At 71.8% G+C, this 22,940-nt stretch carries 21 protein-coding genes; 3 read left to right on the top strand and 18 right to left on the bottom strand.

Translation table 11 applies throughout. The features are described from left to right. Nucleotides 1-60 precede the first annotated feature (60 nt). From aroB to AC3RKB_RS16570, 10 genes are all read right to left on the bottom strand, one after another. Nucleotides 61-1,140 (bottom strand): 3-dehydroquinate synthase, encoded by a 1,080-nt coding sequence (gene aroB / locus AC3RKB_RS16615; RefSeq protein WP_491437349.1) that lies wholly within the window; start codon nucleotides 1,138-1,140, stop codon nucleotides 61-63. After that, entirely contained in the window at nucleotides 1,137-1,637 is a 501-nt protein-coding gene (locus AC3RKB_RS16610; protein WP_491437348.1) for a shikimate kinase, read from the bottom strand. The genes aroB and AC3RKB_RS16610 overlap by 4 nt, the downstream gene beginning before the upstream one ends. Nucleotides 1,638-1,692: 55 nt before the next feature. Beyond that, nucleotides 1,693-2,907, bottom strand: a complete 1,215-nt coding sequence (gene aroC / locus AC3RKB_RS16605) for a chorismate synthase (protein ID WP_491437347.1) — start codon at nucleotides 2,905-2,907, stop codon at nucleotides 1,693-1,695. Between the two features lie 24 nt (nucleotides 2,908-2,931). Continuing rightward, nucleotides 2,932-3,807 (bottom strand): shikimate dehydrogenase, encoded by an 876-nt coding sequence (locus tag AC3RKB_RS16600; protein WP_491437346.1) that lies wholly within the window; start codon nucleotides 3,805-3,807, stop codon nucleotides 2,932-2,934. Further along, nucleotides 3,808-5,457 (bottom strand): endolytic transglycosylase MltG, encoded by a 1,650-nt coding sequence (gene mltG / locus AC3RKB_RS16595; protein WP_491437345.1) that lies wholly within the window; start codon nucleotides 5,455-5,457, stop codon nucleotides 3,808-3,810. Between the two features lie 4 nt (nucleotides 5,458-5,461). After that, nucleotides 5,462-5,932: a Holliday junction resolvase RuvX gene (gene ruvX, locus AC3RKB_RS16590; RefSeq protein ID WP_491437872.1), complete on the bottom strand. Its 471-nt coding sequence runs from the start codon at nucleotides 5,930-5,932 to the stop codon at nucleotides 5,462-5,464. Nucleotides 5,933-5,934: 2 nt separating this feature from the next. Continuing rightward, nucleotides 5,935-8,592, bottom strand: a complete 2,658-nt coding sequence (alaS, locus tag AC3RKB_RS16585; RefSeq protein ID WP_491437344.1) for an alanine--tRNA ligase — start codon at nucleotides 8,590-8,592, stop codon at nucleotides 5,935-5,937. 67 nt (nucleotides 8,593-8,659) lie between these two features. Further along, on the bottom strand, nucleotides 8,660-8,863 hold the full coding sequence (locus AC3RKB_RS16580; protein ID WP_491437343.1) for a hypothetical protein: 204 nt from the start codon (nucleotides 8,861-8,863) through the stop codon (nucleotides 8,660-8,662). Nucleotides 8,864-9,000: 137 nt separating this feature from the next. Next, on the bottom strand, nucleotides 9,001-9,624 hold the full coding sequence (rpsD, locus tag AC3RKB_RS16575) for a 30S ribosomal protein S4 (RefSeq protein ID WP_491437342.1): 624 nt from the start codon (nucleotides 9,622-9,624) through the stop codon (nucleotides 9,001-9,003). A 168-nt stretch (nucleotides 9,625-9,792) separates the two neighbouring features. After that, the gene (locus tag AC3RKB_RS16570; protein ID WP_491437341.1) at nucleotides 9,793-11,205 is read right to left on the bottom strand and encodes a replication-associated recombination protein A; all 1,413 of its coding nucleotides are present in this window, start codon (nucleotides 11,203-11,205) and stop codon (nucleotides 9,793-9,795) included. 113 nt (nucleotides 11,206-11,318) lie between these two features. Here AC3RKB_RS16570 and AC3RKB_RS16565 point away from each other — a divergent pair, with 113 nt between their 5' ends. The 3 genes from AC3RKB_RS16565 to AC3RKB_RS16555 all read left to right on the top strand — a co-directional run bounded on the left by AC3RKB_RS16565 (nucleotide 11,319) and on the right by AC3RKB_RS16555 (nucleotide 14,132). Continuing rightward, nucleotides 11,319-12,086: a peptidylprolyl isomerase gene (locus AC3RKB_RS16565; protein WP_491437340.1), complete on the top strand. Its 768-nt coding sequence runs from the start codon at nucleotides 11,319-11,321 to the stop codon at nucleotides 12,084-12,086. A gap of 133 nt (nucleotides 12,087-12,219) precedes the next feature. After that, nucleotides 12,220-13,452 carry a DUF349 domain-containing protein gene (locus tag AC3RKB_RS16560; protein ID WP_491437339.1) on the top strand — a complete coding sequence of 411 codons (1,233 nt, stop codon included), beginning with the start codon at nucleotides 12,220-12,222 and terminating at the stop codon, nucleotides 13,450-13,452. A 104-nt stretch (nucleotides 13,453-13,556) separates the two neighbouring features. Beyond that, nucleotides 13,557-14,132 (top strand): type IV toxin-antitoxin system AbiEi family antitoxin, encoded by a 576-nt coding sequence (locus AC3RKB_RS16555; RefSeq protein WP_491437338.1) that lies wholly within the window; start codon nucleotides 13,557-13,559, stop codon nucleotides 14,130-14,132. A gap of 52 nt (nucleotides 14,133-14,184) precedes the next feature. On the opposite strand, the gene AC3RKB_RS16550 is transcribed toward AC3RKB_RS16555, so the two are convergent. From AC3RKB_RS16550 to AC3RKB_RS16515, 8 genes are all read right to left on the bottom strand, one after another. Next, on the bottom strand, nucleotides 14,185-16,437 hold the full coding sequence (locus tag AC3RKB_RS16550; RefSeq protein ID WP_491437337.1) for a RelA/SpoT family protein: 2,253 nt from the start codon (nucleotides 16,435-16,437) through the stop codon (nucleotides 14,185-14,187). A 72-nt stretch (nucleotides 16,438-16,509) separates the two neighbouring features. Continuing rightward, nucleotides 16,510-17,535, bottom strand: a complete 1,026-nt coding sequence (gene secF / locus AC3RKB_RS16545; protein ID WP_491437336.1) for a protein translocase subunit SecF — start codon at nucleotides 17,533-17,535, stop codon at nucleotides 16,510-16,512. Beyond that, nucleotides 17,535-19,277, bottom strand: coding sequence for a protein translocase subunit SecD (gene secD, locus AC3RKB_RS16540; protein ID WP_491437335.1), 1,743 nt, complete (start codon nucleotides 19,275-19,277; stop codon nucleotides 17,535-17,537). Before secD ends, secF begins: the two co-directional genes overlap by 1 nt. 61 nt (nucleotides 19,278-19,338) lie before the next feature. Continuing rightward, on the bottom strand, nucleotides 19,339-19,719 hold the full coding sequence (gene yajC / locus AC3RKB_RS16535; protein ID WP_491437334.1) for a preprotein translocase subunit YajC: 381 nt from the start codon (nucleotides 19,717-19,719) through the stop codon (nucleotides 19,339-19,341). 67 nt (nucleotides 19,720-19,786) lie between these two features. Beyond that, complete coding sequence (gene ruvB / locus AC3RKB_RS16530; protein WP_491437333.1) at nucleotides 19,787-20,851, bottom strand: Holliday junction branch migration DNA helicase RuvB; 1,065 nt, start codon at nucleotides 20,849-20,851, stop codon at nucleotides 19,787-19,789. Beyond that, nucleotides 20,848-21,468 carry a Holliday junction branch migration protein RuvA gene (gene ruvA, locus AC3RKB_RS16525; protein ID WP_491437332.1) on the bottom strand — a complete coding sequence of 207 codons (621 nt, stop codon included), beginning with the start codon at nucleotides 21,466-21,468 and terminating at the stop codon, nucleotides 20,848-20,850. Before ruvA ends, ruvB begins: the two co-directional genes overlap by 4 nt. Further along, a complete protein-coding gene (gene ruvC, locus AC3RKB_RS16520; RefSeq protein WP_491437331.1) occupies nucleotides 21,465-22,085 on the bottom strand; it encodes a crossover junction endodeoxyribonuclease RuvC in 621 nt (206 codons plus the stop codon). Before ruvC ends, ruvA begins: the two co-directional genes overlap by 4 nt. A 5-nt stretch (nucleotides 22,086-22,090) precedes the next feature. Further along, nucleotides 22,091-22,852, bottom strand: a complete 762-nt coding sequence (locus AC3RKB_RS16515; RefSeq protein WP_491437330.1) for a YebC/PmpR family DNA-binding transcriptional regulator — start codon at nucleotides 22,850-22,852, stop codon at nucleotides 22,091-22,093. Between the last annotated feature and the right edge of the window lie 88 nt (nucleotides 22,853-22,940).

The raw sequence follows: 22,940 nt of genomic DNA, 5'->3' as shown, positions 1-22,940 counted from the left end.
GCCTGCCGGTCGAGGAGCGCGCGCAGTGCGCGTCTCGAGACCCGCCGCCCCGATCGTCGCTCAGGACGCGATCTCCTGGTACGCGGCGAAGAGCAGCGACTGGTCGGGCGCGAGCATCACGGTGGGCTTGGCGAGGTCGTCGAGCACGATGAAGCGCAGCTGCCCGGCACGCGCCTTCTTGTCGCGCTGCATGGTCGCGAGCAGCGTGTTCCAGCGGCCGGCGGGGTACGACGTCGGCAGGCTCAGCAGGTCGAGGACGCGCTTGTGCCGGTCGGCGACCTCGTCGGACAGGCGCCCGGAGAGCCGGCCGAGCTCGGCCGCGAACGCGAGCCCCACGGCGACCGCGGCGCCGTGGCGCCACTGGTAGCGCTCGGCGTGCTCGACCGCGTGGCCGAGCGTGTGCCCGTAGTTGAGGATCTCGCGCAGGCCCTGCTCCGTGAAGTCCTCGCTGACGACGTCGGCCTTCATCTGGATGGCGAGCTCGACCACGCGACGGAACTCCGGCGTGGACGGGTCGGTCGCGACATCCGGATCGGCCTCGATGACGTCGAGGATCTCGGGATAGCGGATGAAGCCGGCCTTCACGATCTCGGCGAACCCCGCGAGGATCTCGTTCTTCGGCAGCGTGTCGAGCAGTTCGAGGTCGCACAGCACCGCGGCCGGCGCGTGGAACACGCCCACGAGGTTCTTACCCTCGTTCGTGTTGATGCCGGTCTTGCCGCCCAGCGCGGCGTCGACCATGCCGAGCACCGTCGTCGGCACCTGCACGATGCGGACGCCCCGCAGCCACGTCGCCGCGACGAAGCCCGCGAGGTCGGTGATCGCTCCCCCGCCGAGGCCGACGATCGCGTCGGTGCGCGTGAAGTCGGCCTGGCCGAGGATCTGCCAGCAGAACGCGGCGACCTCGACGCGCTTGGCCTGCTCGGCGTCGGGCACCTCGGCGAGGAGCACCTCGTAGCGGCCGAGCAGCGAGTCGCGCACGGCGGCGGCGCGAGCGCCGAGCGTCGGCGGGTGCACGATCAGCACCTTCGTGGCCGCGGTGCCGATCGCGTCGGCGAGCCCGGCGAGCACGCCGCGGCCCACCACGACGTCGTAGCCCGGGTCGCCTCCGACGGGGATGGTGGTGGCCTCGTCGGTCATGCGCGTGCTCCAGCCCACTCGGTGATCTCGGCGACGATCCTCGCGACCGAGCGGCGCGAGGTGTCGATGACGAGCCCGGCGACCTGCTCGTAGAGCGGTCGCCGTTCGTCGCGGATGCGGATCCAGCGGTCGAGGCCGCCGTCGGCGATGAGCGGGCGCGTGCCGCCCGCCAGTCGCGGCGCGACCGCCTCGGCCGACACCTGCAGCCACACGGTGGCGACGGCGGCGAGGTCGGCGCGCGTGTCGGCGTCGAGCACGGCGCCGCCCCCGAGGGAGACGACGGCCTGCTCGCGGAGCGCCTCGGCCACGACCTCGCGCTCGATCACGCGGAAGTGCGCCTCGCCCTCGCGGGCGAAGATCTCCTCGATCGGGCCGTGCCGTTCGACGATCCGCTGGTCGGTGTCGACGAAGGGCACGCCGAGCGAGCTCGCCAGCCGGGCGCCCACGCGCGACTTGCCGGCCCCCATGGGGCCGACCAGCACGATCGGCAGCGGCACGGTCCGACCCGAACCCGGACCCGGCGCTGCGGGCGGCGGGCCGGGCTGCGGCGCGTCAGGCACGGATCGCGTCGGGCGCCGCGACCTCGCTCGCGAGCGCGTCGGGGATGGCCGCGAGGTAGCTCTCGAGGTTGCGTCGCGTCTCGGCGACCGAGTCGCCGCCGAACTTCTCGAGCACCGAGTTCGCGAGCGTGAGCGCGACCATCGCCTCGGCGACGACGCCCGCGGCCGGGACCGCGCAGACGTCGGAACGCTGGTGGTGGGCGGGCGCCGGCTCGCCCGTGGCGACGTCGACCGTCGGCAGGGCGTGCGGCACCGTCGCGATCGGCTTCATGCCGGCGCGGACGCGCAGCACCGTGCCGGTCGACATGCCGCCCTCGGTGCCGCCGGCGCGGTCGCTCGCGCGCACGATGCGGCCGTCGGCGAGGTGCAGCTCGTCGTGCGCGGCCGAACCGCGGCGCGTCGTCGTGAGGAAGCCGTCGCCGACCTCGACGCCCTTGATCGCCTGGATGCCCATGAGCGCGGCGGCGAGCTGCGCGTCGAGGCGGCGGTCCCAGTGCACGTGCGAGCCGAGGCCCGGCGGCAGGCCGTACGCGAGCACCTCGACGACGCCGCCGAGCGTGTCGCCGTCCTTGTGGGCGGCGTCGACCTCGGCGACCATCCGGGCGCTCGTCTCGGGGTCGAAGCAGCGCAGCGGATCGGCGTCGAGCGCGTCGACGTCGGACGGCATCGGCAGCACGCTGCCCTCGGGCACGCGCACCGGGCCGATCGCGACCGTGTGCGAGACGAGCCGGATGCCGAGCTCGCCGAGGAACGCGCGCGCGACCGCGCCGAGCGCGACGCGCGCGGCGGTCTCGCGGGCGCTGGCTCGCTCGAGCACCGGCCGGGCCTCGTCGAAGCCGTACTTCTGCATGCCCACGAGGTCGGCGTGACCGGGACGCGGGCGGGTCAGCGGTGCGCCGCGGCCCTTCCCGAGCGTCGCCGGGTCGACCGGGTCGGGGCTCATGACCTGCTCCCACTTCGGCCACTCGGTGTTGCCGACGCGCAGCGCGACGGGGCCGCCGAGCGTCAGGCCGTGCCGCACGCCGCCCGAGATCGCGAGCTCGTCCTGCTCGAACTTCATGCGCGCGCCGCGCCCGTAGCCGAGCTTGCGGCGCGCGAGATCGGCGCGGATGTCGTCGAGCGTGACGGGGATGCCGGCGGGAAGTCCCTCGAGGATCGCGACCAGCTCGGGGCCGTGCGATTCACCGGCGGTGAGCCAACGGAGCATGCCCACCATCCTCCCACAGCGGGGTCAGACGCTCCGACGCATGACGTCGAGCACGGCCGCCTCGTCGGGCAGTTCGGCGAGCGGATCGCCGCCCACGAAGATGCGCACCTGCAGCAGCGCCTGGTGCACGAGCATGTCGAGCCCGTGCGCGACGCGCCCGCCGCGCTCCGACCACGCGGCCGCGAGCGCCGTCGGCCACGGGGCGTACGCGACGTCCAAGAGCGGCGCGGCGACGAGCTCGTCGGAGGGCGCAATGCCGAGGTCGGTGCCGCCGGGCACCGTGCTGATGACGAGATCGGCCGGCTCCGCCTCGGCGAGCCGTGCGATCGGGCGCACCTCGACGACGAGGCCCATCGCGTACCCGAGTTCGACGACGGATGCCGCGCGGCTCGCGTCTCGTACGCACACCTCGACGCTCACGGCGCCGAGCTCCGCCATCGCGATCAGGGCGGACGCCGCGGTCGCCCCGCCTCCGACCAGGACGCCGTGCCGGATCGCGGCCACCCCCGAGTCGGCCAGGGCCCGGACGATCCCGCCGATGTCGGTGTTGAAGCCCAACCGGCGGCCGTCGTCGCCGAGCAGCAGCGTGTTCACCGCGCCCGCGCGCTCGGCGAGCCGCTCGACGTCGTCGGCGATCGCGAGCGCCTCGGGCTTCAGCGGCATCGTCAGCGAGAGGCCGCGCCACTCGGGGCCGAGCCCGTCGAGGAACGCGGCGAGGCCGCCCTCGCCGACCTCGGCGCGCTCGTACGTCCAGTCGGCCAGTCCCAGCCGATCGTAGGCCGCGCGGTGCAGCGCGGGGCTCTTCGAGTGCGCGATCGGCGAGCCCAGCACGGCGAGCCTGCGCGGCCCGCCCGCCGCGATCGACGGCGGGACGGTGACATCCGACGACTGCTCGCTCATCTACCCGTTGTCCTCCAGGTACTGCAGGAACTGCTGGACGGCGGCCTCGTGCTCGGCGAGCGTCGCCGAGAACACCGTCTCGCCGGTCTCGAGGTTCACCGTCACGAAGTACAGCCAGGGGCCGTCGGCGGGGTTGAGCGCCGCGTCGATCGCGACATCGCCCGGGTTGCCGATGGGCCCCGGCGGCAGGCCGGGGTGCACGTACGTGTTGTACGGGTTCGCGGGGTCGGCGCGCTCGGCGTCGGAGGTCTCGACCGTCGAGTCGTCGCCGATGCCGTAGTGCACGGTCGAGTCGAACTGCAGCAGCCCGCTCTCGAACTGCGCCGGGTCGAGGCGGTTCCGGATGACCCGCGAGACCTTGTACGAGTCGTCGGCCGAGCCCGCCTCGCGTTCGATGAGCGAGGCGACCACGATCGTCTCCCACCGCTGCTCGACCGGCACCCCGGCCTCGTCGAGCGCCTGGAACGTGCGGTCCACGAGGGTCTTCACCACCTGGTCGGCGGTCACGTCGGGCGGGAACGTGTAGGTCGCCGGGAACAGGAAGCCCTCGACGGAGGTCGCCTGCTCGGGCAGGCCGAGCGCCTGCGGGTCGGCGGCGGCCGCCTGCAGTTCCTCGACCGGGATGCCCGTCGCGGCGGAGGCGGCGGCGAGCGCGTCGCGCGCCCACAGTCCCTCCTGGATGACGAAGGTGTTCTCGAGCTTGTTGGCGGGGTCGAGCAGGGCGTCGAGCGCCGACTTCGCGCTCATCTCGCTCGCCAGCCGGTACGCGCCGGGGTAGAACGTCGGCGTCGACGACCGGCTGGTGACCTCCTCGACGAACGCCTCGGCGGAGGCGACCACGCCCTCCTCCTCGAGGTTGGCCGCGATGGTCTCGCCGCCGTCGCCCTCGTTGATCATGAACACGACCTCGCCCGAGCCCGAGCCCGAGTAGTCCGCCGCCGGCTCGAACCGCTCGAGGAACGCGGTGACCGGCGCCTGCAGGAAGAGGAACCAGGCGCCCGCCGCCACGGCCACCAGCACGACCAGGGCGACGAGGCAGCCGATCGCACCGCGGCCCTTCCGCCGGCGCGGCTCGGTCTCGTGCTCGTCGAGGTCGACGGAGGCTGCGGCGCGTCGGTCCGCACGCGACGGACGGGGTGCGGGGTCGTCGTCCCACGGGAAGAGGAGGTCGGGCTCGGGCGCGTCGGGGTCGGCCACGGCCTGGACGGGACGCGCGGCGCCTGACCGGACGCGCTCCTCCCCGTGGGCGATCGCCGTCTGCGCTCTCCGCTCGTCGTCGCTGCGGCGGGATTCCCGCGCGACGCGCTGGGCCTCCTGAGCGCGCCACTCCAGCTCGGCCTGCCGCTCCTGCTCGGCCCGCTGCGCCTCGCGCGCGCGCCATTCCAGCTCGGCGCGGCGCTCCTGCTCGGCCTTCCACTCCTGCTCGGCGCGGCGTTCCTGCTCCGCTTTCCACTCCTGCTGGGCGCGCCACTCCTCCTCGGCGCGGCGCTCCTCCGCCTCCGCGATGCGCCGCCGCTCGGCCTCGGCCTCCTGCCGCTGCTCGTACTCGCGCAGCTCCCGTCGGCTCCGAGGCGCCCGCGACGCGGCGGGGGTCTCGGGCTCGTACGGCTGGCCGGAGCCGCGGCGATGCTCTGGGGGGAGCTGGGTCACTGGGTCAGAGCCCTTCGTCGGGGCGGATCGTTCGTCCGGGGGCGGTTCCCGATGCCCGTTCGGCATCGATGGCATGTTGCAGAATGATAACGGCTGCAGCTTGGTCGATGATGGGACGCTGCTTCTTGGACGATTTCCCGGCCGCGCGGAGCGCCTGTTGGGCGCTCACGGTCGACATCCGTTCGTCGACGAGCCGCACGTGCGCCCCGGCGCTCGCGAGCCGCTCCGCGAAGGCGATCGCGTCGGCCGTGGACGCGGTCGCCTGCCCCGACAGCGAGAGCGGGTTGCCGACGACGAGCTCGATCGCGTCGTGCTCGGCCGCGATCTCGAGGATGCGCCGGACGTCGCCATCCTCGCCCTCGGTGCTGCGGGGCACGGTCTCCACCGGCACCGCGAGGATCACCGACGGATCGCAGCGCGCCACGCCGATGCGGGCCCGGCCGACGTCGATGCCGAGCCGGGCACCGGGTCGCACGGTCACCGCGCGATCGCCGCCCGCGCCGCGGCGAGCGCCGCGGGGATCGCGGTCGGGTCGTTGCCGCCGCCCTGGGCGAGGTCGGGCTTGCCGCCGCCTCCGCCGCCGAGGGCGGCGGCCATGGCCTTCGCGATGGCGCCGGCGTTCGCCCCGGCATCGCGCGCGGCGGGCGAGGTCGCGGCGATCGCGAGCGGCTTGCCGCCGACCTCGCCGACGAGGGCGACGACGGATGCCGCGTCGCCGAGCTTCGCCCGCACGGCGGTCGCGAGGGAGCGCAGCTCGTCGCCCGACCTGAGCCGTCCGACCGACTCGAGTACGACGAGCAGGTCGCCGACGCGCTCGGCCGTGGCCGCGAGGTCGGGCACGCGATTGCTCAGCGCCTTCGCCTCGTACGCCTGGATCTTCTTCTCGGCCGCCTTCAGGCTCGCGACGAGTTCGCCGACGCGGTCGACGAGCGACTCGGGCCGGGTCTTGAGCGTCGAGGTGAGCTCCTGGACCAGGGTGCGCTCGGCCGCGAAGCGGCGGAACGCGTCCTGGCCGACGAGCGATTCGACACGGCGGTTCGAGGCGCCGACCGAGGACTCGCCGATGATGTTGATCATGCCGACCTCGGCGCTGCGCGCCACGTGCGTGCCCGCGCAGAGCTCGCGCGACCACGGGCCGCCGATGTCGACGACGCGCACGAAGTCACCGTACTTCTCGCCGAACAGTGCCATCGCGCCGAGCGCCTTGGCCTCGTCGATGGGCATCTCGCGCGTGACGACCTCGAGGTTCTCGCGCACCGCGCCGTTGGCGATCTCCTCGATCTCACTGCGCGTCTCGGCCGAGAGGGACTGGTTCCATCCGTAGTCGAGGCGGAGGTAGCCGGCCTTGTTGTACGAGCCCGACTGGTGCGCGGTGGGTCCGAGCACCTGTCGCAGTGCCGCGTGCACGAGGTGCGTGCCCGAGTGGGCCTGCGTCGCGCCGCGCCGGTAGTCCTCGTCGACGAGCGTCGTCGCGGGCACGCCCACGCCGACCTCGCCGGCGGACACCCTCACCGTGTGGCTGATCAGTCCCTTGACGGGCTTCTGGACGTCGAGCACCTCGAGCTCGAAGCCGTCGCCCACGATGCGGCCCTGGTCGGGCGCCTGGCCGCCGGACTCGGCGTACAGCGAGGTCTCGGCGAGGATGACCTCGGCGGTCTGGCCGGCGGTCGCCTGCTGGGCGGGACGACCGTCGACCAGGATGCCGAGCACCGTCGAGTCGGTCGCGAGGTCGACGTACCCCGTGAAGACCGTCTCGCCCTTCGCGCGGAAGTCGCTGTAGACCGACAGGTCGGCCAGCACCTTCTTCTTCGACTTCGCGTCGGCCTTCGCGCGCGAGCGCTGGTCGGCCATGAGCGTGTCGAACGCCTGGCGGTCGACCGCGAGGCCGGCCTCCTCGGCCATCTCGAGCGTGAGCTCGATCGGGAACCCGTACGTGTCGTGCAGCAGGAACGCGGTGTCGCCCGCGAGCCGCTCGGCACCCGACTCCTTGGTCTTCGCGACCGCCGTGTCGAGGATCGAGGTGCCCGCGCTGAGGGTGCGAAGGAACGCCGCCTCCTCGCCGACGGCGAGCTGCTCGATCTTCGCGTAGTCCGTCGCGACCTCGGGATAGGCGGCCTTCATCGCGTCGCGGGATGCCGCGAACAGCTCGTGGAACGTCGGGCCCTCGACGCCGAGCAGGCGCATCGCGCGGATGCTGCGACGTAGCAGGCGACGCAGGATGTAGCCGCGACCCTCGTTCGACGGTGTCACGCCGTCGCTCATGAGCATGAGCGAGGAGCGGATGTGGTCGGCGATGACGCGCATGCGCACGTCGTCCTCGTGGTCGGCGCCGTACCGACGGCCGGACAGCTCGGCGGCGCGGTCGAGGACGGGACGGACCTGGTCGATCTCGTACATGTTGTCGACGCCCTGCTTGATGAAGGCGACGCGCTCCAGGCCCATGCCGGTGTCGATGTTCTTCTTCGGCAGCTCGCGGACGATCGTGAAGTCGGTCTTCGACTTCACGTCGGCGATGAGGTACTGCATGAAGACGAGGTTCCAGATCTCGACGTAGCGGTCGTCGTCGGTCGCGGGGCCGCCGTCGATGCCGTACTCGGGTCCGCGGTCGAAGAAGATCTCGGAGCACGGACCCGCCGGTCCGGGCTGGCCCGTGTGCCAGTAGTTGGTGTCCTTGCCGAGGCCCTGGATGCGCTCGTCGGGGAGCCCGGCGACCCGCTTCCAGATTTCACGGGCCTCGTCGTCGTCCTCGTAGACGGTCACCCAGAGATCGCTCGGGTCGAACCCGTACCCGCCGTCGGCCTCCGCCGCGGTCAGCAGCTCCCAGGCGAACGAGATGGCGCCTTCCTTGAAGTAGTCACCGAACGAGAAGTTGCCGTTCATCTGGAAGAACGTGCCGTGCCGGGGGGTCTTGCCGACCTCCTCGATGTCGTTCGTGCGGATGCACTTCTGCACGCTCGTCGCGCGGGCGTACGGCGCCGGCACCACGCCGGTCAGGTACGGCACGAACGGCACCATGCCGGCGACGGTGAACAGCAGCGACGGGTCGTCCGACACGAGCGAGGCCGACGGCACGACCGTGTGGCCGCGCGTGGCGAAGAAGTCCAGCCAGCGCTGGCGGATCTCGGCAGTCTGCATGGTTCCGTTCTGGTTCCTGGGATGGGTGGAGCGCCCGCGGGTCGCGGGAGGGAGGTGGCGTGAGGGGCTACTGGCCTTCGGCGGCGTGCACCTCGGCGGCGCGGAGCTCGGCCTCGCGGGCGTGGTACCCCTCGGCGACGGCGCGGCCGAAGGCCCGCGCCTTCGCGTCGAGGCCGGCGAAGAACTCGCGGCCCTGCGCGGTGCGGTTGACCTGGTGCGCGACGGCGAAGCCTGCCGCGACGCCGACGGTGAACCACAGGATGCTCTTCACGTGTCACTCCTCGAGGGGTCGGGCCCTGGGGCGTGCGGTGCGCACGCGTCCTCTCAGTCTAGGGCGTCGATCGTGCTGCGCGCCGGGACGACGAACGGGGCCGCGGCGAACCGCGACCCCGTTCGTGAACCGTCCGACTAGCGGGCGGCGTAGTACTCGACGACGAGCTGCACGTCACACGTGACGGGCACCTCGGCGCGCTTCGGGCGACGCACGAGCTTCGCCTGGAGCTTGTCGAGCTCGACCTCGAGGTAGCCCGGGGTCTTCGGGAGCACGTCGACGTGTCCGCCGGCCGCCGCGACCTGGAAGGGCTCGGTGCCCTCGGAGCGCTGCTTGACGCCGATGACCTGGCCCGGCTTCACGCGGAACGAGGGACGGTCGACGATCTTGCCGTCGACGATGATGTGGCGGTGCACGACGAACTGGCGAGCCTGCGTGATCGTGCGGGCGAAGCCGGCGCGGAGCACGAGCGCGTCGAGGCGCATCTCGAGCAGCTCGACCAGGTTCTCACCGGTCAGGCCGTCGGTGCGGCGGGCCTCGTTGAACGCGATGCGGAGCTGCTTCTCGCGGATGCCGTACTGGGCCCGCAGGCGCTGCTTCTCGCGGAGACGCACCGCGTAGTCGGAGTCCTGCTTGCGCTTGGTGCGACCGTGCTCGCCGGGGGCGTACGGGCGCTTCTCCATGTACTTGGCGGCCTTCGGGGTGAGGGCGATGCCGAGCGCGCGGGAGAGGCGCGTCTTGCTACGTGACTGGTTCGACACGAATGTCCTTTCGGAAGAATCTCAGATGAACCCACGGCGCGATCGTGCGCCGGAAGTCTGTGTCAGAGGGATTCGCCAAGGGCCGATCGGCTACAGATCGCACCCATTCGCCGATGACTCTCTCGCAGCCGCGCTCGAGAATCTGGCTTCAGGCCAGCGGAAATCGTATCACGAACGGGTTTCGCCGCGCACGATGCGCCGCAGCTTGGCGAGCCGGGCGGACACCTCGCGCTCGTTGCCGTGCTCGGTCGGCGTGTAGTAGACCGCACCGCGCAGCGGGTCGGGCAGGTACTGCTGGGAAACGACGCCGATCGGATCGTCGTGCGGATAGACGTACCCCTTGCCGTGCCCGAGGCGCTTGGCCCCCGGGTAATGGGCGTCGCGGAGGTGCTTGGGCACGCGGCCCGCCGTGCCCGCCCGCACGTCGGCGATCGCCGCGTCGATGCCGAGGTATGCCGCGTTCGACTTCGGCGCGGTGGCGAGGTGCACGACCGCCTGGGCGAGCGGGATCCGGCCCTCGGGCATGCCGATGTACTGCACCGCGTCGGCGGCCGCGACCGCGACGCCGAGCGCGGTCGGATCGGCCATCCCGATGTCCTCCGAGGCGAGCACGATGATGCGCCGCGCGATGAAGCGCGGATCCTCCCCCGCCTCGATCATTCGCGCGAGGTAGTGCAGGGCCGCGTCGACGTCGCTGCCCCTGACCGACTTGATGAACGCCGAGATGACGTCGTAGTGCTCGTCGCCGGCGCGGTCGTAGCGCAGCAGCGCGCGGTCGACGGCGCGCGCCACGACCTCGGGCGTGATGAGCGGCCGCGACGGCGCTGCCGCCTCGCCGCCCTCGTCGGATGCCGCGGCTTCCGCCTCGTCGCCCTCGGCGGGGCCGGCCGACGCCGACGCCTCGCTCACTGCCGAGACGGATGCCGCCTCGAGGGCCGTGAGCGCCCGCCGCGCGTCGCCCGAGGCGAGGCGGACGATCGCGGCGCGCGCCTCGGACGCGAGCTCGACCCCGCCGCCCAGCCCGCGCGGGTCGGCGACGGCGCGATCGACGAGCATGCCCAGGTCGTCGTCGTCGAGCGTCTCGAGGGTGAGCAGCAGCGACCGCGAGAGGAGCGGCGAGATCACCGAGAACGACGGGTTCTCGGTCGTCGCGGCGACGAGGATCACCCACCCGTTCTCGACGCCGGGCAGCAGCGCATCCTGCTGCGCCTTGGTGAACCGGTGGATCTCGTCGAGGAAGAGCACGGTCGAGACCCCGTACAGGTCGCGGTTGGCGCGGGCCTCCTCCATGACCTGGCGCACGTCGCGGACGCCGGCCGTCACGGCGGACAGCTCGACGAACTTGCGGCCCGACGAACGGGCGATCGCCTGCGCGAGCGTGGTCTTGCCGGTGCCGGGCGGCCCCCAGAGGATCACGGAGACGGCGCCGGACTCGCCCGTGCGATCGGCGGCGAGGGCCACGAGCGGGGATCCGGGCGTGAGGAGGTGCTTCTGGCCGGCCACCTCGTCGAGGCTGCGTGGGCGCATGCGCACTGCGAGCGGGGTCGCGCCGGAACGCAGCCCCGGAGCCGAATCCACCATGCCGACCAGCGTAGCCGCGGCATCCGACACCGCCGGCGGCGCGCGGCGGTGGGATTGGCACGCCGGGGTCGCGGACCCGTAGAGTCTCCCCGCAGGATCCCCGAAGGAGCAGCGTGGCAGCGAACGACCGTCAGGCGCGCGAAGAGCGTGCGCGCCTCCGCACCTACCAGGCACGTCAGGAGGTGCACCGTCGGTCGGTGCGCCGTCGGACGCGCGACAACGTCATCGCCGGGATCGCCCTGGTCGTCGTGCTCGCGCTCGCGACGGGCGCCCAGCTGCTCTACTTCAGCGGCGGGCCGGGCACCCCCGAGGCCGAGGCCACGCCGACCCCGACGCCGACCGCGACCGCTGCGCCCGTGCCCTCCGCCGACCTCGCCGAGGATCGCACTTGGGCCGGCGCGCTCGCGCTGAACGAGGTCCCGCTCTCCGTCGAGCTCGACGGCGCCGCCGCGCCGCAGGCGGTCTCCAGCACGATCAGCCTCGTCGAGCAGGGCTTCTACGACGGCCTCACCTGCCACCGCCTCACGACCGAGGGCATCTTCGTGCTCCAGTGCGGCGACCCGAACGGCGACGGCTCGGGCGGGCCCGGCTACAGCTACGGCCCGATCGAGAACGCGCCGGAGGACGGGGTCTACCCCGCCGGCACGATCGCGATGGCGCGCCAGTCCGGCAACGCCGAGAGCCAGGGCAGCCAGTTCTTCATCGTGTACGAGGACACGACGCTGCCGGCCGACGCCGCGGGCGGGTACACGGTCATCGGTCGCGTCACCTCCGGGCTCGACGCGCTCCGCACCGACGTCACCGGCCTCGGCACGGCCGACGGGTCGACCGATGGGGCGCCCGCGGTGCCCGTGAGCATCACCGGCTTCACGCTCGAGTGAGGCGCCTCCCCCGGACCGGCGGCGGGGCCGACGCGGCGGCCGCGACCGGGCGGACGGCGCTTCCGGGGGTGCAATAGGCTTGATGCCGTCATCCGCCGCGCACGCGGCATCCGACGAACGACAGGGCGAGTCAGTGACCGATTCAGCACAGCAACCGTGGGGCCGCGTCGACGAGACGGGCACCGTCTTCGTGCGGACCAGCGAGGGCGAGCGCGAGGTCGGGCAGTACCCCGACGCCACGCCGGAGGAGGCGCTGGCGTACTTCGAGCGCAAGTACGCCGACCTCGCCGGCGCGGTCGGGCTGCTCGAGCAGCGCGTGCGTCGCGGCGCCCCCGCAGCGGATGTCGCGAAGGCCGTCGCCACCCTCCAGGAGAGCGTCGCGAACGCCCACGCGGTCGGCGACCTCGAGTCGCTCACGCGACGCCTCGACGCGCTCTCGGGCACCACGCAGGAGCTCACGGCGCAGCAGCAGGCCGAGGCCAAGGCCGCCGTCCAGGAGGCGGTCGCCGAGCGCACGCAGATCGTCGAGCAGGCCGAGGCCCTCGCCGCCCAGGACCCGGCGAAGACGCAGTGGAAGCAGACCAGCGCCGAGCTCGACGCCCTGTTCGCCCAGTGGCAGAAGCACCAGCAGGACGGCCCCCGCCTGCCCAAGGGCGAGGCGAACGAGCTCTGGAAGCGGTTCCGGGCGGCACGTTCGACCATCGAGCAGCACCGCAAGGCGTTCTTCGCCGAGCTCGACGCCGCGCACCGCGACGTGCGCCAGCGCAAGCAGCGACTCATCGAGCGCGCCGAGGCCCTCGCTCCGCGCGGGGCAGACGGCGTCGCCGAGTACCGGTCGCTCCTCGACGAGTGGAAGCAGGCCGGTCGTGCCGGCAAGAAGGTCGACGATGCGTTGTGGGCGAAGTTCAAGGCCGCGGGCGACGTGCTCTTCCAGGCCAAGGCCGAGGTCGACGCGAAGGACGACGAGGAGTACCGCGCGAACCTCACCGAGAAGCTCGCGCTCCTCGACGAGGCCGACACGCTGCTGACCTCGAAGGATGCGCGCGCCGCGCGCAGCGCCCTCAACGGCATCCAGCGGCGGTGGGACGACATCGGTCGCGTGCCGCGCGACCAGGTCCGCCCGGTGGAGGACCGCCTCCGCAAGGTCGAGAACCACGTCCGGGCGCTCGAGGACGAGCGCTGGGAGCGCGAGGACCCCGAGAAGAAGGCCCGCTCCGAGGGCATGCTCGGCCAGCTGCACGACGCGATCGCCAAGCTCGAGTCCGAGCTCGCCGACGCCGAGGCGGCGGGCGACGCGAAGGCCATCGCCGCCGCGCGCGAGGCGCTCGACGCCCGGCGTGCGTGGCTCAAGGCCGTCGGCGGCTGATCGCCGGGTCTCCGCCCGTCCTGCACCGCGCCCGTCGGCCGACGGTTCTCCACAGGAGCGCGCCCCGCGGCGCAGAGCGACGCCGGATCCCGCAGCATGGGCGGATGGCCAGGCTTCCCGCGGTGCTCGGCACCGACGACCTCCCGCTCGCCGAGCTCTGCGCGGCTCGACTCGATGGCGAGCTCGTCCTCGTCGGCACCGGATGGTGCCCGGTGGACGAGCCGGACCTCCCCTCGCTCCGGGCGGCCGCGGTCGCGCGCCGGCTGCCGGCGCCGCTGATCGTCGAGCGACGATCGGCCGCATGGGTGCACGGCGCCGTGCCCGTGCCGCCGTCGGTCACCGAGTGCTGCGTGCCCCATGATGAGCGGGTCGCGGCGCGCACCGATCCGACCCTGATCGTGCGCGAGGTCGTCATCGCCGACGCCGACATCGTCGAGGTCGGCGGCATCCGCTGCACGAGCATCGAACGCACGGCGTTCGACCTCCTGCGCGACGCGACGGCCGACGACGGGTCGATGATCGACGCCGTGCGCGCGCTCATCGCGATCGCACCGCGGGCGGCCGACCGCGTGCACGACCGGATCCGCGCTGCGCACCGACTGCCGCACAAGGCGCTCGCGCTTCGCCGGCTCGCCGACGCCGTGGCGACGGGAGCGGCCGAGGCAGGCGTGCCGACCTGATCCGGGCGGTCGCCGCCGCGCGGCGTCGAACCGCCTCGCGAGCGGTCGGGGCTCAGCCGTCGCTGACGCGGTAGACGTCGTAGACGGCGTCGATCCGCCGCACCGCGTTGAGGACGCGGTCGAGGTGGGTCGTGTCGCCCATCTCGAAGACGAACCGGCTGAGCGCGAGGCGGTCGGTCCCGGTGGACACGTTCGCCGACAGGATGTTGACGTGGTGCTCCGACAGCACGCGCGTGACGTCGGAGAGCAGGCCGGCCCGGTCGAGCGCCTCGATCTGGATCTGCACGAGGAACACGCTCTTCGAGCTCGGCGCCCACTCGACGTCGATCATCCGCTCGGGCTCACGCAGGAGCGCCTGCACGTTGTGGCACGACGACTGGTGGACCGAGACGCCCGAACCGCGCGTGATGAAGCCGACGATCTGGTCGCCGGGCACCGGCGTGCAGCAGCGTGCGAGCTTGACGAGGATGTCGGGCGCCCCGCGGACGAGCACGCCCGAGTCGCTGTGCCGCGGCAGCGGCCTCGTGCGCACGGGGATCGGCAGGTCGGGCTCGTCGACGTCGTCGACGTCGCGGACGAGGGCGACGACCTTCTCGATGACCGACTGCGTCGAGACGTGCCCCTCGCCGACCGCCGCGTAGAGCGCGGAGACGTCGTCGTAGCGAAGCTGCGCGGCGACCTCGGCGAACGACTCCTGGCTCATGAGCTTCTGCAGCGGCAGGTTCTGCTTGCGCATGGCGCGTGCGATCGCGTCACGCCCGTGCTCGATGGCCTCGTCGCGGCGCTCCTTGGTGAACCACTGGCGGATCTTGCTCCGCGCGCGGGGGCTCTTGACGAAATTCAGCCAGTCCTTGCTCGGGCCGGAGTCGGGGTTCTTCGACGTGAACACCTCGACGACGTCGCCACTGTTGAGCACGCTCTCGAGGGGCACGAGGCGGCCGTTGACCTTCGCGCCCATCGTGCGGTGGCCGACCTCGGTGTGGACGGCGTAGGCGAAGTCGACCGGCGTCGCGCCGGCGGGCAGGCCGATGACCCGCCCCTTCGGCGTGAAGACGTAGACCTCCTTGGCCCCGATCTCGAACCGGAGGGAGTCGAGGAACTCCCCCGGGTCGGCCGTCTCGGCCTGCCAGTCGGAGATGTGCGCGAGCCAGGCCATGTCGGCCTCGTCGCGCGAGCTCGCGGCGTCGGCGCGGCCACCCGCCATCCGCTCCTTGTACTTCCAGTGCGCGGCGACGCCGTACTCGGCGCGCTGGTGCATGTCGTGCGTGCGGATCTGGATCTCGACCGGCCGGCCCTTCGGGCCGATCACCGTCGTGTGCAGCGACTGGTAGAGGTTGAACTTCGGCGTCGCGATGTAGTCCTTGAACCGGCCGGGCAGCGGGGTCCAGCGGGCGTGGATCGAGCCGAGGATGGCGTAGCAATCGCGGACGGTGTTGACGAGAACGCGGATTCCGACGAGGTCGTAGATCTCGTCGAAGTCGCGACCGCGCACGATCATCTTCTGGTAGATCGAGTAGTACTGCTTGGGCCGGCCGACGACCTTGCCGCGGATCCGCGCGGCCTTGAGGTCTTCCGAGACCATGTCGATCACCGACTGGACGTACTCCTCGCGCTGCGGCGTCCGGCCCTTCACGAGGCTCTCGATCTCGGCGTAGAGCTTCGGGTAGAGCACCGCGAACGAGAGGTCCTCGAGCTCCCACTTGATGGTCTGGATGCCGAGGCGATGCGCGAGCGGAGCGTAGATCTCGAGCGTCTCGGTCGCCTTGCGCGCCGCGGAGTCGGCGGGCACGAAGCCCCACGTGCGGGCGTTGTGCAACCGGTCGGCCAGCTTGATGATGAGCACGCGGATGTCTTTCGACATCGCGACGATCATCTTGCGGACGGTCTCGGCCTGCGTGGAGTCGCCGTACTTGACCTTGTCGAGCTTGGTGACCCCGTCGACCAGCATCGCGATCTCATCGCCGAAGTCGGCACGGAGCTGGTCGAGCGTGTAGGCCGTGTCTTCGACGGTGTCGTGCAGCAGTGCCGCGGCGACCGCCTTCGAGCCGATGCCGAGGTCGGCGAGGATCTGGGCGACCGCGATCGGGTGCGTGATGTACGGCTCGCCGCTGCGACGCTTCTGCCCCTCATGGGCGCGCTCGGCGACCGTGTAGGCGCGTTCGATGACCGAGAGGTCGGCCTTCGGATGGTGCATCCGCACCGTTCGCATGACGGTGTCGACCGCACCGGTCGGCAGGGCCTTCGAGAAGATCCGGGGCACGAGACGGCGCAACGACGCCGTCGAGTTGACTCCGGTCTCCGTCATCGCCGCACCTCCAGACCTCAATTATCACCGCTCCCGAGCCGGGCGCGTGCCACCGAGGTCGGGGCACGGCGCTCAGGCGACGGGAACCGCCTCGATCTCGGACCCGTTCGACCCACCGGCGCGCTCGCGTTCCTTGAGCACCTTCTGGTCGTGGCGCTTGATCTCGGGCTCACCCTCGCGCAGCTGCGAGTAGAGCGGCGCCGCGATGAAGACGGTGGACCACGTGCCGACGATGATGCCGATGAGCAGTGCGAGCGAGATGTCGCGGAGCGTGTCGGCTCCCAGCACGCCGGCGCCGATGAACAGGATCGCGGCGACGGGCAGCGCCGCCACGATGCTCGTGTTGATCGACCGCACGAGGGTCTGGTTTACGGCGAGGTTGACGGACTCGGCGAACGTCCGCCTCGCCTCCGGTCCGGCATCCTCTGCCGTGTTCTCGCGGATCTTGTCGAACACCACGACGGTGTCGTAGAGCGAGTAGCTGAGGATCGTGAGGATACCGATCATCGCGGCGGGCGTGATCTCGAACCCGACCGCGGCGTAGATGCCCGCGGTCACGATGAGGTCGCCGAGCAGCGACAGAATCGCCGCGACCGACATCTTCCAGGTCCGGAAGTACAGGGCCATCACGATGGCGGCGAGCAGGAGGAACGCGAGCAGGCCCAGGATCGCCTGCCGCGTCACATCCGCACCCCAGCTCGCACCGACGAAGGACGACGTGACCTCGGACTCGTCGACGCCGTACGCCTCCGCGAGGGCGCTCGTGAGCTCCCGCGCCTCGGCCTGCTCGAGCTGCTCGGTCTGGACGCGCACGCCGTCGTCACCGACGATCGTGACGCGCGGTGCCGCCCCGGGGGCGACCTCGTTGACCGCGTCGATCGCCGGCTGCTGCTCGGCGGTCTGCGCGCCGGTGATCACGAACTGCGAGCCGCCGCGGAACTCGATGCCGAAGTTGAAGCCGCGGACGACGGGGATGAGCACCGACAGGATGATCAGCACCGCCGCGATCGCGTACCACTTCCTGCGGCCGCCGACGAAGTTGAACGAGCGCTTGCCCGTGTAGAGGTCGTTGCCGAACGTGGTGAGTCGGTTGGCCATCAGGACTCCTTGCCTTCGCCGGCGCCGACGGTGGCGTCGACCTGTGCTGCCTTGCGCTCCGCGATGGTCTGGCGCTTCTGCGCCTCGCGCGAGCTGGATGCGGCCTTCTTCGCCGGGACCGCGACGGGCTTGCGGAACTCGGCGCGGCCCCGGTACACGGCGCCGAGCGCCTGCGGGTCGAGGCCCGACCAGGAGTGGCCGCTGGAGAAGAACCGCGTCTGTGCGAGCAGCTGCAGCATCGGGTGGGTGAACAGGATGACGACGATGACGTCGATCACCGTGGTCAGACCGAGCGTGAAGGCGAAGCCTCGCACGCTGCCGACCGCCAGGATGAACAGGACGATCGCCGCGAGGAGGTTCATGCCCTTCGAGGAGAGGATCGTGCGCAGCGCGCGCTTCCAGCCCGCTTCGACGGCTCCGACGAGCGGTCGGCCGTCGCGCAGCTCGTCTCGCACGCGCTCGAAGTAGACGATGAACGAGTCGGCCGTGAAGCCGATCGCGACGATGAGGCCCGCGATGCCCGCGAGCGAGAGCCGGTAGCCCTCGCGCCAGGACAGGATCGTGATCGTGAGGTACGTGACGATGCCGACGATCACGAGCGACGCGATGGTGACCGAGCCGAGCGCTCGGTATTGGAACAGCGTGTAGATCACGACGAGGATCAGGCCGATGATGCCGGCGATGAGGCCGGCCTGGAGCTGCGAGGTGCCGAGCGTCGCCGAGATGGTGTCGGATGACTGGACCTCGAAGCTGATCGGCAGCGCACCGAACTTCAGCTGGTCGGCCAGGGCCTTCGAGGACTCCTGCGTGAAGCTGCCGGTGACCTGAGGACGGCCGTCGGTGATGACGCCGTTCATCTGCGGCGCGGACAGGACCGCGCCGTCGAGCACGAACGCGAACTGGTCGCGCGGAGTCTGGCCGTTCAGCGCGAAGAGCCGCTGGCTGACCTCGGCGAACTGCTCGGTGCCGCGCTCGTTGAAGACGATGTTGACCGCCCACTGGCCGGTCGTGGCACCCGTCTGCGTCTGCACCATGCCGTTGGTCGCGTCGACGATGTCCTCGCCGCCGACCTCGACCGGGCCGAGCAGGTACTTGATCGTGCGCGAGCTGTCGCAGGTCACGAGGGGTTCGTCGGCGGGCGCGACGTTGGCGTCGCCCTCATCGAGCGTGGCGCAGTCGAAGGTGTCGAACTCGTCCTGCAGCGCGGGCGTCACCCAGTTGGGGTCGCTCGCGTCGGTCGGTTCGACCGTCGGAGTCGATTCGAGCTCCTGCTCGGCACCGTCGGTCGGCGCAGGGCTCTCGCTCGGGTCGATCGACTGGTTCGTGGCGGCGTCGGCGAGCAGCACCGGGCGCAGCTCGAGCTTCGCCGACGACTCGATGCGGTTCCTGGTCTGATCGTCGAGCTCGCCGGGGATCGCGACGACGACGTTCTGGCCGCCCTGCGTGTTGATCTCGGCCTCGGAGACGCCCGACGCGTCGACGCGCTGCCGGATGATCGACACGGCCTGGTCGAGCTGCTCCTGCGACACCGACTCGCCCTCGGCCAGCTGCGGCGCGAGGATGATCTGCGTGCCGCCCTCGAGGTCGAGCGCGAGCTTCGGCGTCCAGGAGCCGCCGCCCCAGATCACGCCCGCGGCGTTGATGCCGAAGAGCGCGACGATGATGACACCGAGCCAGGTCAGGGAGCGCAGGGCCTTGCGCACGGGCGTGGGTCGAGACGACCGCTTGGATGGTGCAGCCACGAGATCTGCTTTCTGTGCAGGTGCCCGCGCAGCGTTGCGCGGGCCGAGCGATGGGTGAGCTCTAGTCGTCGGACTTCTTGACGTCGGGCGTCTCGTCGCCCGGCACGTCGTCGACGCGCTGGCCGAACTCGGGCTCGCCCTCGACGGCGGCGGTCGAGTTCGCGGGCGCCTCCTCGGCGGCGTCGATGACGCGCGCGATGGTCTGGCGGTGCACCGTGAGCACGGTGCCCGGGCTCGTCTCGAGCAGCACCTGGTTCTCTTCCTCGTCCATCGAGAGGATGGTGCCGAACACCCCGAAGTTCGTCATGACCTTCGCGCCGGCCACGACCTTGGCCTGGAGTTCGCGCGCGTCCTGCTGGCGCTTGCGCGAGTTGCGGAACATGAAGAAGATCAGCACCGCCAGGACGACGAGCATGATGATGGTGAACGGGTCGAAGACCATGGGGTGGAAACCTTCCGGGGTGCGCGAGGCGCACGATCAGGGGTGAAGTGGCCGGAGCCTCAAAGGATTATAGGTCATCGATCGGGAGCATCGCCGGGCTCTCCCCACCCTCGCGGACCAGCCCGAAGTGGCGCCATGCGGTGGGCGTCGCGACACGGCCGCGCGGGGTGCGCGTGATGAGCCCGATGCGCACGAGGAACGGCTCGACGACCGCCTCGATGGTCTCCGCCTCCTCGCCCACCGACACGGCGAGGGTGTTGAGCCCGACGGGGCCGCCGCCGAAGCGCGTGAGGATGGTCGTCATGACGGCGCGGTCGAGGCGGTCGAGCCCGAGCGGGTCGACGTCGTACAGCTCGAGCGCGGCACGCACGGCCTCGACGTCGGCGCCCCCGACGCGCCCGACGCCCCCCGACGAGTGCACGAGCGCGTAGTCTCGGACGCGCCGGAGCAACCGGTTCGCGATGCGCGGCGTGCCACGGCAGCGCCCGGCGATCTCGGCGACGGCCTCGCGGTCGATCGCCAGCCCGAGCATCGCCGCCGCCCGCGCGAGCACCTGTTCGAGCTCGGCCTCGTCGTAGAACTCGAGGTGGGCGGTGAAGCCGAACCGGTCGCGGAGCGGGTTGGGCAGCAGGCCGGCGCGCGTCGTGGCCCCGACGAGCGTGAACGGCGCCAGATCGAGCGGCACCGAGGTGGCGCCGGCGCCCTTGCCGACCATGATGTCGATGCGGAAGTCCTCCATCGCGAGGTAGAGCATCTCTTCGGCCGAGCGCGCCATGCGGTGGATCTCGTCGATGAAGAGCACTTCACCCGGGACGAGCGAGGAGAGCACCGCGGCCAGGTCGCCGGCGTGCTGGATGGCAGGACCGCTCGACATGCGCAGCGGCCGCCCGCCCTCGTGCGCGACGATCATCGCGAGCGTGGTCTTGCCGAGCCCGGGCGGACCGGCGAGCAGGATGTGGTCGGGAGTGCGCTGCTGCATGGCCGCGGCCGACAGCAGCAGCTGCAGCTGCCCGCGCACCCGGGTCTGGCCCACGAATTCGTCGAGGCTGCGCGGCCTGAGCGCGCCCTCGAACGCGAGCTCGGCCTCGGAGGCGAGCGCCGGGTCGGTGAGGTCGAGGTCGGCGTCGCTCATCGCGCCCTCGCCGACGGCTGCGCCGGCCCGAGCCGGGCGAGCGTGAGCCGGAGCAGGGCCGGAACGGAGGCCGCGGCGACCGGATCGGCCGACTCGAGCGTCTCGGCGATCGCCTCGCCGGCGAGCTTCTCGGACCAGCCGAGGCCGGTGAGCGCGGCGAGCACGTCGTCGGCGGCGCCGCCCGCGCGGATCGGCGCGCCGGGCGACGTGACCGCGGGCGCCACGAGCTTGCCCGCGAGCGAGACCGTGATGAGCTTGGCGGTCTTCGGCCCGATGCCGCTCACGCGGCGGAACGCCGCGTCGTCGTCGGCATCGACCGCCCGCGCCACGTCGTCGGGCGACATCGCCGAGAGCACGCCGAGCGCCGACTTCGGCCCGACGCCGGTCACGCCGATGAGCAGCTCGAACACGTCGAGCTCGTCGCGGGTCGCGAAGCCGAAGAGGGTCATCGCGTCTTCGCGGACGATGAGGGCCGTGTGCACGAACACCTCCTGCCCCTCGCGGCTCGAGAGAACCAATGCCGGGGTCGCGTTCACGAGGTAGCCGACACCGGAGACGTCGACGACGAGCGCGCCGCCGGATGCCGATGCGACGCGGCCGCGGAGGGAGGAGATCACTCCTTCACCCTACGGGCGGCCCCCGACACGGTCGCGGCACGCTCCGCGGCGAGCCACGCACGCTGCGCCGGCGTGAGCCCCGACGCCTCCGCCGGACCGCGCCCGCGGACCGCGGCGGCGTCGGCGATCGCCGCGCCGGCGACCCCTCCGGTGCGCCACGCATGGCAGATCGCGAGCGCGAGGGCGTCCGCGGCATCCGCCGGCTTCGGCACCGAATCGAGCCCCAGGATGCGCGCGACCATCGCGCCCACCTGTTTCTTGTCGGCGCGCCCATAGCCCGTGATCGCGGCCTTCACCTCGCTCGGCGTGTGCAGCGCGACGGGGAGTGCTCGCCGCTCGGCGATGAGCATGGCCACCCCCGAGATCTGCGCGGTGCCCATGATCGTCGACACGTCGCTGCGCGCGAACACGCGCTCGAGCGCGACGGCGTTCGGCCGGTGCTCCTCGACGATCGCCTCGAGCCCGTCGGCGATGCGCGCGAGGCGCCCGGGCGTCGCGAGCTCGGCCGGCGAGCGCAGCACGACGACGTCGACGAGGGTCGCGGTGCGGTCGGCCGCCACATCCACCACGCCCACGCCGCAGCGGGTCAGCCCGGGGTCGATGCCGAGGACCCGCACCGCGGCTACTCCGACTCGGATTCGAGCTCGGCCTGCACCTCGGGCGAGAGGTCGAAGTTGCTGTAGACGTTCTGCACGTCGTCGCTGTCCTCGAGCGCGTCGATGAGGCGGAAGATCTTCTTCGCGGTGTCGGCGTCGATCTCGACCTTGAGGTTGGGCACGAACTCGATGTCGGCCGACTCGTAGTCGAGGCCGGCCTCCTGGAGCGCCTTTCGCACCTCGACCATGTCGGAGGGGTCGGTCACGACCTCGAAGCCCTGCGCGTGCGGCTCGATCTCCTCGGCGCCGGCTTCGAGCGCAGCCATCATCACGTCGTCCTCGGTCGTGCCCTCGCCGCTGACGACGATGACGCCCTTGCGGGTGAAGTTGTACGCGACCGAGCCCGGGTCGGCGAGCGTGCCGCCGTTGCGACTGAGACCCGTGCGGACCTCGGCGGCGGCGCGATTCTTGTTGTCGGTGAGCACCTCGATCATCATCGCGACGCCGTTCGGTCCGTACGCCTCGTACGTGATGTTCTGGTACTCGACCGACTCGCCGCCGATGCCGGCGCCGCGCTTGATGGCGCGGTCGATGTTGTCGTTCGGGACCGAGGTCTTCTTCGCCTTCTGCACGGCGTCGTACAGGGTCGGGTTGCCGGCGAGGTCGGCGCCGCCGAGCTTGGCCGCGACCTCGATGTTCTTGATGAGCTTGGCGAACGACTTCGCGCGGCGCGCGTCGATGACGGCCTTCTTGTGCTTGGTCGTCGCCCACTTGGAATGCCCGGACATGCGTCTCCCGTGATGGTGATCGGTACCCCGTCATTCTAGGCCAGCGCACCGACCCGCATCTGCGGGGCGGTGCGGCGGGGCGTGCGGG

The organism is Agromyces capsici (genome assembly GCF_058349965.1).
The sequence above is the reverse complement of the archived record's forward strand: the minus strand, read 5'-3'. Positions and strand labels throughout refer to the sequence as shown.